This window comes from Streptomyces sp. 8L, from assembly GCF_020176795.1.
Taxonomy (GTDB): Bacteria; Actinomycetota; Actinomycetes; order Streptomycetales; family Streptomycetaceae; genus Streptomyces.
The window spans coordinates 1-10,972 of record NZ_JAIUKE010000422.1; the positions used below are offsets into that span (position 1 = coordinate 1).

Annotated in this window: 8 protein-coding genes and 3 pseudogenes; 3 read left to right on the forward strand and 8 right to left on the reverse strand. The window is 68.7% G+C overall.

Annotated elements, in window-relative coordinates:
* Positions 1–188: hypothetical protein (locus LCE31_RS29425; protein ID WP_225019610.1), on the reverse strand; the 188-nt coding region annotated here is incomplete at its 3' end.
* On the opposite strand from LCE31_RS29425, the gene LCE31_RS29430 reads away from it, so the two are divergent.
* A protein-coding gene (locus LCE31_RS29430) for an IS5 family transposase (protein ID WP_225019597.1) occupies positions 109–917 on the forward strand; the annotation gives its coding sequence in 2 pieces (ribosomal slippage) (positions 109–456 and positions 459–917; 807 coding nt in all). The genes LCE31_RS29425 and LCE31_RS29430 overlap by 80 nt on opposite strands.
* 255 nt (positions 918–1,172) lie before the next feature.
* Here the strand turns inward: LCE31_RS29430 and LCE31_RS29435 are convergent.
* Positions 1,173–2,483 (reverse strand): annotated as a pseudogene (locus LCE31_RS29435) (IS1380 family transposase).
* A gap of 137 nt (positions 2,484–2,620) precedes the next feature.
* On the opposite strand from LCE31_RS29435, the pseudogene LCE31_RS29440 reads away from it, so the two are divergent.
* Positions 2,621–3,034, forward strand: a pseudogene (locus LCE31_RS29440) (transposase); the annotation flags it as partial.
* Positions 3,035–3,074: 40 nt separating this feature from the next.
* Here the strand turns inward: LCE31_RS29440 and LCE31_RS29445 are convergent.
* The 5 genes and pseudogenes from LCE31_RS29445 to LCE31_RS29465 all read right to left on the reverse strand — a co-directional run bounded on the left by LCE31_RS29445 (position 3,075) and on the right by LCE31_RS29465 (position 8,084).
* Positions 3,075–4,598 carry an alpha-1,2-mannosidase gene (locus LCE31_RS29445; RefSeq protein WP_225019599.1) on the reverse strand — a complete coding sequence of 508 codons (1,524 nt, stop codon included), beginning with the start codon at positions 4,596–4,598 and terminating at the stop codon, positions 3,075–3,077.
* Positions 4,599–4,826: 228 nt separating this feature from the next.
* Positions 4,827–5,237 (reverse strand): annotated as a pseudogene (locus tag LCE31_RS29450) (transposase); the annotation flags it as partial.
* Between the two features lie 160 nt (positions 5,238–5,397).
* The gene (locus tag LCE31_RS29455; RefSeq protein ID WP_225019601.1) at positions 5,398–6,006 is read right to left on the reverse strand and encodes an acyl-CoA dehydrogenase family protein; all 609 of its coding nucleotides are present in this window, start codon (positions 6,004–6,006) and stop codon (positions 5,398–5,400) included.
* Positions 6,007–6,077: 71 nt separating this feature from the next.
* On the reverse strand, positions 6,078–6,446 hold the full coding sequence (locus LCE31_RS29460) for a hypothetical protein (RefSeq protein WP_225019603.1): 369 nt from the start codon (positions 6,444–6,446) through the stop codon (positions 6,078–6,080).
* Between the two features lie 552 nt (positions 6,447–6,998).
* Complete coding sequence (locus LCE31_RS29465; protein WP_225019605.1) at positions 6,999–8,084, reverse strand: IS110 family transposase; 1,086 nt, start codon at positions 8,082–8,084, stop codon at positions 6,999–7,001.
* A gap of 324 nt (positions 8,085–8,408) precedes the next feature.
* Here LCE31_RS29465 and LCE31_RS29470 point away from each other — a divergent pair, with 324 nt between their 5' ends.
* Positions 8,409–9,443 carry an IS110 family transposase gene (locus tag LCE31_RS29470; RefSeq protein ID WP_225019606.1) on the forward strand — a complete coding sequence of 345 codons (1,035 nt, stop codon included), beginning with the start codon at positions 8,409–8,411 and terminating at the stop codon, positions 9,441–9,443.
* Between the two features lie 137 nt (positions 9,444–9,580).
* Here LCE31_RS29470 and LCE31_RS29475 read toward each other — a convergent pair whose 3' ends face one another.
* Positions 9,581–10,828, reverse strand: coding sequence for an IS701 family transposase (locus tag LCE31_RS29475; RefSeq protein ID WP_225019608.1), 1,248 nt, complete (start codon positions 10,826–10,828; stop codon positions 9,581–9,583).
* Positions 10,829–10,972 lie beyond the last annotated feature (144 nt).

Genomic DNA, 10,972 nt, shown 5'->3' on the forward strand with positions numbered 1-10,972 from the left:
TCGCCTTCGCAGGCATCGCCGCAACTCTCATCTGCTACCGACGCCTCACCAAATGAGATGACTTCTAAGACGTCGTTTCCTTTGGCTTGATCGTTCGTTGGTCTGAGCATGACGAGCCTTGCTGAGCGGTTGGTGCCGGACGAGTTGTGGGAGCTGTTTCGGCGGGTGGTGCCTCCGACAGAGGTCATACGCCCGCAGGGCGGTGGGCGCCGGCGGGCTGGTGATCGGGAAGTGTTGACGGCGATCGTGTTCGTCGCGACGTCGGGTTGCTCCTGGCGGCAGTTGCCGCCGGTGTTCGGGCCGGCCTGGCCCACCGTCTACCGGCGCTTCGCCCAGTGGTCCAAGTCGCGGGTCTGGGCCAGGCTGCACCGGGTCGTCCTCGACGAGCTCGGCGCCCGGGGCGAACTGGACTGGTCGCGCTGCGCGATCGACTCCGTCAGCGTCCGCGCCCTCAAAGGGGGCAGCTGACGGGACCGAATCCGACCGACCGCGGCAAGAAGGGATCGAAAATCCACCTCATCGTCGATCGGTCGGGCCTGCCGATCCCGGTGGCGATCTCCGCCGCGAACACGCACGACAGCCTCGCCCTGCAGCCCCTCGTGCAGGGCATACCACCCGTCCGCGGTCCGCGCGGACCGCGGCGTCGCCGACCTCGCAAGCTGCACGGCGACAAAGGCTACGACTACGACCACCAGCGGCGATGGCTCCGCGAGCGAGGCATCACACCCCGCATCGCCCGCCGCGGCAGAGAGAGCTCCGCCCGGCTGGGCCGGCACCGCTGGGTCGTCGAACGCACCATGTCCTGGCTCGCCGGATGCCGTCGTCTGCATCGCCGCTACGAACGCAAACCCGAACATTTCCTGGCCTTCACCGCCATCGCCACAAGCCTGATCAACTACCGCAGACTCACCAACTGAAACGACGTCTAAACCTCAACCACCAAGACCAGCCATTAACCTCGAAGTTTCATGACGGTCTGCGGACGAAGTCGGTGGGCCGTTTTCGTGCCGTGGGCGGAGAGTGGGCAGGTTGAGGGCTCGAGTGTCGTCTCGGGGAGGCGCCGGATTCCGCTGCTCCGGTGTTGGGCTGCGGTCGTAGGGACGGGAAGTTGCTGGTCAGCCGGGGTTCGGCAGGAGTGCGAGCCGGTCGGGTGCGGCGGTGATGTGACTGGATCAGGGCCAGTGTTGGGCCAGGCGGAGAATTCGTCGACGGCCGGTGGTCACGAGCTGCCCGGCCGTGGTGAACAGGTGGAGCCGCAGGCGGCGAGGCTCCCAGAGGCGGGCCTTGCCGGTCAGCGCGGGCATCGGCATCCAGGCCGGCAGGTCGAGCGCGAGCTGGACGATCTCCAGCCAGATCCGGTTCTGGGCGGTGCGGTGCAGGGGAAGGTTCCGCAGGCCGGTGGCCCGGGCAGCCCGGATCCGCTCCTCGGCCCGCGCCCGCAGCCGGTGACGGAGCTCGAGCTCGGCGATCGCCCGACCCGAGGTGTTGGTGGCGAAGCACGTCAGCCGCATGCCATCCGCATCCGTGAGCCGCAACTGAGCCCCGGGATGGGGCCGTTCCTTGCGGACGATCAGCCGCATGCCCCTGGGCCAGCCGTCCAGTACGTCGCCGGTGAGTTCGGCGACCCAGGCGCCGTCGCGAACCTCGCCGCCGGTCTCGACGGCCGGCGTCCAGGCCGATGCCGGAACCTTCAGCACACGCTGGTGGACCTGCTCGGCGACCGTCATGCCGACCGAGTAGGACAGCCACCGCCCTCGCCGGGCGAGCCAGGCGACGAAGTCGTGGGTGCCACCCGCGAAGTCGGTGCGGATCAGGGTCCGGCGCCCGCGCCGGTACTTCTTCGGCAGCTGGGCCAAGGCCAGTTGGGTGGCGGTGATGTGGTCGGACGCGGTGTTCGATCCCGCGTTGCCCGCTCTGATCAGGGCCGCGACCGGTGCACCGGTGCCGCCCGGTCTGTGGTCGACGCATCAGCGGGTGGTGACCGTAGGTCCGCTTCCACGTGGGTGCGGCGTCCTCCTTGTCCGAGTGTGCGATCACCAGCACCCCGTCAAGGTCCACGGTCACCGTCCCGTCGGCATCGAGCGCCCTGGAGCGGGCCAACCGCCAGACGCGTCCCCGGGCTTCGGTCCGCGCGTCACGGATCGCCCGCAGGGCCTTCTCCCCGGAGGCCGCATGTCGATGAGGCGGGAGACTGTCGGGTCGGAGGCAACCGACCCGAACACGGACGGCTCGGCCCGCAGCATGCCGACATCCGCGAGACAGTCCCCGCCCAACGCGACCGCCAAGACCACGTCCAGCAGGATCTTGCCCGGATCGCGCACCGCCCGAGCCCTCCGCCACGGCACCAGCGCCGCTGATACCGCGGTGTCCAAGCCGGCCTTGCGGACCGTCTCGACCAGCAGCACACCCCCGGCCTGCGAGACCACCGCCCGACCACCGCCCTCGATGCGGACACGCGGGTACGACCCGATACGCTTCTTCACCTGAGAAGTGCCTCCGGCTGGAGCAGGAACAAGAACCTCGAAAATCCTCATTCTTGCTGGGCAGAGGCACTTTTCGCTTACCTGCCCACCCGTCGGACAACCCGCTTCATGAAACCGCGAGGCTAACCACGGCCGAGCCGGTGTCGTGGTGTCCGGCAAACCCGAAGCTGGGTGAGCGGGAGGTGATGACCGCACTGCTGGAATGCGACCACCACCTCGTGCGGGCCGGACAAGTGATCCTGACCGACAAAGGCTTTGCCGGGCGGGACTTCGAGACGTTCCTCACCGAGCGGCTCGAAGTCCACCTCGTCCGCCCGGACCGCAAGGACGAATCCACCCGGCACGGCCGCCTCGCTCGTGTCCGTCAGTGGATCGAGGCGGTCTTCGACACCCTCAAGGGCCAGCTCAGCCTGGAACAACACGGCGCACGAACACCGGCCGGAGTATTCGCCCGCACCGGACAAAGACTCATCACCCTCGCCGCCGGCATCTGGCACAACAGGACCACCAACGCCGAGATCAAACGCTCCCTGATCGCCTACGACCACTGAAGACTTCGGACTCACTCATCTAGGCCGTGCGCGGCTCGTTTCAGCGCCTGCGCAGTCGCACGGCCAGGGCAGCGAGCGTCCGGGAGGTCTCGGTCAGGCTCGCCGCTGCGGCTTCGAGTTCCGGAGCGAGGCCGGGATCGGCGGAAGGCCCGGGGAGGTCGGTGGCTGCCACCGTACCACGGTAGCCGATGGGGCCTTCGTCATGGCGCTGGTAGTAGCCCGTGAAGGACTGCCCGTCGGGGGCCTCCGCGAACCGGACACCGGCGAGCTGGGTCTGTCCCGCACCGGCGTTGCGGAGGATGTCGAGACGGTAGTGGCGATACGCCCGGGCACGGCCGCGGAGAGTGAACTGCCTCGACTCCCACCGCCCGGCGAACGTCTCCCCGGTGCGGGCGTCCAAGGGCGTCCAGTTGCGGCCGTCGTGGGAGCCGTGCAGTCTCCAGTCGCGGGGGTCCCGGTCGGGGGCGTCGTTCGCCGACGTCAGGGTGTAGGAGGCGGCTGCGGCGGGGCGGGCCAGGGTGAAGTCGAGCCGTGCGGTGTCGTCCCATGCCAGCCACTTGGTGCGCTCGCGCACCAGGAGGTTGTCCGCCCCCTCGCCCCTGTCGTCGTACTCGTCGCTCGCGTCGACGTCCGTCACCTCGACGTCCCTGTGGATGGTGTGCAGCACGGCCGAGCCGGAGTTGCCGTGCCGGTCGCGCCAGTGGACGCCCTCGACGGGTGCTCCGCCGTCGTCGACCAGGAGCCGCAGGTCGTGGGAGCGGTGCCAGCCACCGCCCCATCCCTCTTCCGTGCAAAAGCGGTGCAGAGGGTACGCCGAGAGGTGCTCCGTCTCGTCCGAGAAGGGCCACCTGTCGGTGAGGTCTCCCCGGTACTCGTACGCGGTACCGTCCTCTGCCCTGTAGCAGCCACGGAAGTCCGCCATGCCGGAGTCGAAGCCGATGGTGGCCTCGGCCCCGTCCTCGCCTCGCCAGCCAAGCTGTGCGGGCAGGGACTGCTCGCCGCGGTCGAGGTGGAAGAGCAGCCGCGGTGCGGACTGCCAGGGGGCGGAGGAGGAATGGGCCTGGCGCAGCTCCGTACGGTAGGCGAACACCGAGTCCCGGGCGGCTCCGGCCGTGCGGGCCCGTTCCGAGCGGCCGCGTTCCCAGACGGGATCCAGGGTGACACGGTACAGCCAGAGCGTGCTGGCGGCCTTGGGCGATGAGCGTATCTCCAGCCTGTTCGTGCCGGGTTTCAGCAGGTCTCCGGGTACGGCGAGGACGTTGTCGTGGGGGAGATCCCCTCCACCGGGTACGGTCAGATCCTGGGCCAGCGTCTCCCCCTGCAGGAGCACGGTCATCGGCGCGTACCCGAGCGAGGATCCGAGCTTGGAGACGAGGGCCGTGATGGTGAGTGTCGCCTGCGGAATGTCCTGCGGGTCCTGCACCTCGAAGTCCAGCGTCACCGCCCCCTCCGCGCCTAGTGCCACGTGGGACCCGGCGAAGTCCCCACCATGGAATCCAGCCTCCGCGTTCGACAGCCGGGGCGGATCGACCGAGAAATCCGCGTACGTCGTTTCAAAACTCATGCCTACTCCTGGGGCGTCATCTCAGTCCGCGCTCATGGCGCCGACCGTGATCACGGACCTTAGCCCTCAGGACTGACAACGCGAACTGCGGAGCGTGCGGCGGCGAGGCCCGGCCGATGTCAGCGACCCGGTCCGCACCCGGGTCGGTCCGCCGAGCACGCCGGAGGGTTGGGGCGGTACATGCAGTCTCCTCGGAGGGCGCCGGGCCGAGTGACCGCAGCGCGAAGCGCCAGGTATCGTCTGGTGTTTCGCGGTGCCGCGGTCATAGGTGTGGCAGAACGGGCGAACCGGCACGGTTCCGGCGTCCGGCCGAAGCGACGGCGAGACCTCGACGGCCAGGACCAGCCGCCCGTCGGCCGCCCGGGGCAGCGGCACCCCGGCCAGGGCCCGCCGCAGCCGAGCGACATCGAGCCCGCCGCGATTCAGGCCGCGTAGAGGGGACCGACCGTGCCCTCGGCGGTGTTCGAGGGCCAGCGCGAGGGCGACCAGCGACCGTAGCAACCCGTCCATGCACAACACCGCGTCCGTCAGCTCAAACAACGCGTCCGCGCGGGCGGTCAGGCAGTCGTAAAAGCCGGTCCGCAACCGGGACAACACGGTCAGGGACTCGACGCGGACAGCAGCGTGCAGCAGACTCACCTTCGCGGCCTTGCATGATCAACAGCGTCTCGACAACGCACATCACATGGGTGCTGTGATCTTCGAAGCCTCTCTCTCCGAGAGCGGCGGGTTGGCACTCGCAAGTGATCAACGCACCACCCACGGATGATCATGTGATCGTGGAGGCACAGGTGCGTGGCTACTGTTTTTCGCCGGCACAGCAGGAGGGGTCCCCCATTACCTTCTTGATCAGCCCCGCAACGGGGTTCCCGGCCTCCGGGACAGATCCGCGGAAATCATCACACTGCCCAAAACCGGTCCGTCCACCTTGAGGCGGGCGTAGAAATGGGTGGCTCCCGGGGAGATGGACACCGTCGACTTCGTGCCGCTGACTCTCCAGCCCCCCGGCCGTGGGAGTGGCCGTGCTCTCCAACTGCCAAGGGGAACGGCCGGGTTCGGCCACCGTCGATGCCACGATCATCCCGTCGCGCGCCATCGCGGTGAGCCAGAGCTCCTCCACACTCGCGCCTCCGCTGCCGTCTCCCTTCACCCTGGGGCTTGGTGCCGTACGGACGGTGCGCGCGTAGTACCGGGCGAGATTGAGGTGCATTCCGGCGCCGGTGGCGACCGATGGGTCGTGGCGAGCGATTCTGCTGAGCAGGACCGTCAGGTCGTAAAGGGACTCGAGGCCCTTGCCGCCCGCCGCACGCGGCGTACAGGCTGCGAATACGCCTACCTTCTGGAGGAGCTCCACGCTGTCCCGGGCGAAGGTTCCTGCCAGATCATGGGCGGCTGCCTCCTTGCGCATCTATTCGCCGTGGCGGGCCACCGCCCGCCCCAGCTCCTCGCCGATCTCGGTGGTGAACTGCAGGGGACGGGTCAGCGACATGCTTCCTCACAGATGTCCGTGAGCTCGGCGGGCGGGGTGTCGTGGCTCAGTAGGGCGCAGCCGTGCCGCTGGGCGAGGCGGGCGATCACCGGCCCGATCGGCCGTCCCTCCGTTCCGGGGGTGGTACGCAGGTCGCGGACCGTGAGCCGGTTCCCGGGGCTGTGCCATTCCACCGTGTGCCGTCCTTCCGCAGTGCACAGTTTGTCAGCTCCGGTTGCGGACTCCCGGGGGCTTTCCAACGGCACGGCCACCGAGAGCGAGGGATGCTCCGCAACGGAGGCGCGCACCCACGCTTCGAAGGGCTCTGGGTCGAAGCCGTCGAAGAGATCCGGGCCCTCCTGGAGACAGCGGTTGAACATGTAGGCGGGGAACGCGGGCCACGCCGCACGCAGGCCGAGCCCCGATGTGTGACGAGGGTTCAGCTCCGTCGGAAAGCAGCCGGCCGCTGTGGCGATGCCGTCGACGCTGAAGAATCCCCGGTAGCCGTATCCGTCGCGGAGCGCGTCCCCGGTACTCCGGACCTAGCCCATGATGGCGTGCGCCGTGTCCGGTGCCGGGCGTCACCGCGTGGACGATCCGCAGAAGACGAAGCCCGGGCCCTCGCGGCGGCGCTGTGTCACGATCTCGATCGGGTCGAACACGAGCACTGCTCAAGACCTGTGGATCAGCTCCGGGCGGGACGCGGAAGGCGTACCTTCCCGATTGATCCTGTGATGGTCACCGAGTAGGCCGAACCAAATCACGAAACGCTAGTAGGGCTTGGTCAGGTTGGTGTTGGTGTGGGTATGTCGCGGTGGCAGGTGGGGCAGGCGCCGGCCCATGTCGCGAGGATGGTCTGCAGCTCGCGAACGACGCGGTAGAGGCTCAGGCCGGCGCCATGTCTTTTGGGGCTCTGGATGCTCCTATGGCTGTCAAGCCGCTGGAGCAAGGTCGGTTTGGGTGATTCGTTCGGTTGGTGTACTGGTCAGAGCGCGATAGACCTCGCGGGCGACGAATCGCTTGAGGCAGCGCATGATGTCCTTCTTGTTCAGCCCTTCCTTGGTGCGACGTTCGACGTAGGCGCGAGTGCGCTCGTCGAAGCGCATGCGGGTGAGCACGATGGTGTGCAGGGCGTTGTTCGCGGCCCGGTCGCCGCCACGGTTGAGGCGGTGACGATGGGTGCGGCCGGAAGACGCAGGGATCGGCGCGACACCGGCCAGGTGCGCAAACGCGGCCTCGGACCGCATCCGTTCCGGGTTGTCGCCGGCCGAGGCCAACAGCTGGCCGGCGGTCTCCGGCCCGACACCGAACAGCTCCAGCAGCTGTGGGGCGGCTCGCTTGACCAGCGGGCTGATCTCCGTGTCCAGCTCGACGATCTCCTGGTCCAACGCCTGGTGGCGGCGGGCGAGCCGTCGCAGCGCTGCCCGGGTCGCCGCCAGCGGGCGGGAGAGGTCGTCACCGGGCCGCAGCCGGGCCAGGGTCCGTATCAGCGCGGCCCGCTCCAGGCCCCCGACTTGCTCGCGCAGCATCGCCGGGGCCGAGACCAGCAGGCCACGGATCTGGTTCATCGCCTGCGTGCGGGCCTTGACCGCGCTGCGGCGGGCGACCCGCAGCACCCGCACCGCCTCGACCACGCCGTCCCGGCTCTTGGGGATTCCGGTGGCCCGGCCGGACAGCACGGCCGTCGCGGCGGCGTAGGCGTCGATCGGGTCGGACTTGCCCTTCATCCGCCGCGTCTTGCGATCCGGGCGGTCCACATCGACGACAGTGACTCCGGCGCAGGTCAGCACCCGGGTGAGTTCGGCTCCGTAGGCGCCGGTGCCCTCGACCCCGACCGCGGCGAGTGCCCCGTGCGAGCGCATCCAGTCCAGCAGGTCGCGGTAGCCGCGGATCGTGGCGGGGAACTCCCGGTCGGCCAGGTGCCGGCCAATCCGGTCGATCACGGCGGCGTGGTGGGTCAGGCCGTGGGTGTCGACTCCGCCAGTGATCTGCGGGCCGTCGTGCGTCATGCTGGTCATGTCCGTCCTTGCAAGTCCGTTCCGAGGGCGGCACGCGCCGGTCGGGTGGGTGGACAAGACAGTGACGGGGCTTCTGGACCAAGCTCCTGACTTGTTCAATCGACCCCAGACGCTCGGTCTGCAGCCGTAGCGTCCAGGGTGTCGGTCGGCACGGGCCCGCAGTGCTCCTTGCCGCCCTCGGGCTGGCTCACTGATAGCGTGCCGCCGCCGGCCGACACCCGCGCGGTGTGGCTCGACAGAGGCATGAAGGTGACACGGTGACTTCAAGTCAGGGTGCCCACCGCACTCCCTTTCCTGACTCATCGAGTGCAAGGGCAGCAGCCTGTGATCCTGATCGGTGTCGATCCCCACAAGTCGTCCCACACCGCCGTCGCCGTGGACGCCGCCGGCCACCAGGTGGCCCAGCGCCGGTTCGTCGTCAACGCCGGAACCTTCCGCCAGCTGATGCGCTGGTGCGAGCAGTGGCCCGACCGTCGTTTCGCGGTCGAGGGCGCCGGTGGCCTGGGCCGCTCCCTCGCCCAGCAGCTGGCCGCCGCGGGCGAGAACGTGGTCGACGTGCCCTCCACCTTGTCGGCCCGGGCCCGACTGCTGGCCACCGGCGGAGACCGCAAGACCGACGCGAAGGACGCCCTCCACGTTGCCCAGGTCGCCCTCTTCCGCCACGACCTGCGACCCGTGGTCCCCGAAGACCAGACCACGATCCTGCGGCTGCTGACCGAGCGCCGGGACGATCTGGTCCACGAGCGCACCCGCGTCCTCAACCGGCTCCACGCCGTCCTGCGTGATCTCCTGCCCGGCGGAGCCCCCACCGGCCTGTCGGCCGACAAGGCCGCCGCCTTGATGAAGGGCGTCCGGCCGGTCACGGCCACCGACAGCTGCCGCCGGGACATAGCCCGTGATCTACTGGCCGACCTGCGCAGACTGGACCGGCAGGTCAAGGACAATGAAGCGGAAATGCGCGAGGCCGTCGCTGCGACCCGCACGACGCTGACCACCCTGCCGGGCCTGGGCACCGTGCTGGCCGCGAAGGCCCTCGGCCACATCGGGGACGTCGGCCGGTTTCCCACCGAGCATCACTTCGCCAGCTACACCGGCAGCGCGCCCCTGGACGCATCCAGCGGCAACAACGTCCGCCACCGGCTCAACACCGGTGGCAACCGCGCGCTGAACTCGGTGCTGCACACGATCGCAGTCTGCCAAATCCGCGACGGCGGGCGCGGGCAGGACTACTACCTCCGCAAGATCAGTGAGGGGAAGACCCCTTCGGAGGCCCGCCGAGCCCTCAAGCGACGCCTGTCCAACGTGGTCTACCGGATCATGAAACGAGATCAACGGAACCACCTCGCTCAGGCCGCTTGACACACAGAGGCGCTATAAGGTCACAAACGCCCGTCCGGCCGCGTGCGTGGTGACACCCGGCGAGCCGACAAATCCCAAACAGGACAGTCGAAACGTCAGTCAGTCGGAGGGTCAGACCCACCCGCAGCGTCACCACGTCACATCCTCACTGTCAGTCGTTGCAGAGTGCAGAAGGCATGCGCGACGGAGACGAGGGTGACGTGGTGGTGCCAGCCGCCCCAGGTCCGGCCCTCGAAGTGGGCCAGGCCGAGGGCCTGTTTCATCTCCCGGTAGTCGTGTTCGATGCGCCAGCGGAGCTTGGCGAGTCGGACCAGGGTGGTCAGTGGGGTGTCGGCAGGCAGATCGGAGAGCCAGAACTGGACAGGTTCGCCTTGGTCGGCCGGCCATTCGGCCAGGAGCCAGCATTCGGGTAGTTCCGGGCCCTCGACCGCTTGGCGGATCTCGCGTCCGGCAGGCCGGATCCGCAGGGCTACGAATCGCGAGTACATCCGCTTGACGCCGCTGCGGCCCGTGCCGGGCCGGGAGCTCTCTCGCCATTGCACCGGCTTCGCCGCCCGACGGCCGGTGGCCATGACCAGCTGTTTCACCGGCTGCGGCTTGGCCGGGTACTTCGCCACCGGGGGGCGTCCGGTCCCTGAGTACGGCTCGGTCACCGGCACGGCTTCGCCGGGCTGGGCCGACATGGTGGTCGAGATGCCCACCACGTAGTGGAGGCCGCGGGCCTGCAGGCCGAGGCGGAAGGCCGCGGCATCGCCGTATCCGGCATCCGCGATGGCCAGCGGCACTTCGATGCCCCACGAGCGAGTCTCATCGAGCATGTCCAGCGCGAGCTGCCATTTCTCCACATGTCCGATGCTGTCGGGGATACCGCAGGCGCTACGGCGGGCGATCTTGTCCGGGTCCGCCTTCGCGGATCCGGGTGCCCAGTTCTCAGGCAGGAACAGCCGCCAGTCCACAGCGGCAGAGGCGTGATCGGAGGTCATATGCAAGGAGACGCCCACCTGACAGTTGGTGACCTTGCCGGCGGTGCCGGTGTACTGCCGCGACACACACGCCGAAGCATTGCCGTCCTTGAGGAACCCGGTGTCATCGAAGACCAGCGCGGTGGGCCGGATCTCCTTTTCCATCCTCCAGGCCAGCCGGGCCCGCACATGTGCCGGATCCCACGGGCTCGTGGTGACGAAGTGGGCCAGGGCCTGACGGTTCCCGTCCTCGCCCAGCCGGGCAGCCATCGGCTCGACCGACTTGCGCCGCCCGTCCATGAGCAGGCCCCGCAGGTAGACCTGCCCCCACCGACGCTGGTCGCTCCTAGCGAACGGCTCGAAAACCTCCGCCGCGAAGTCCTCCAACTCACCACGCACAGCAGCAATCTCGTCCGGAGTCACACCTCCTCAACGCAACAACCGACCGAAAGGACACGCTCACCCACAGCCGACCTGACCAAGCCCTACTAGTGTCCTGAGTCGTTAATTCGTGTGCAGTATGCGGCGAGGGTGTCGAGGATGTCGTCGGCGGTCTTCGTCCAGATG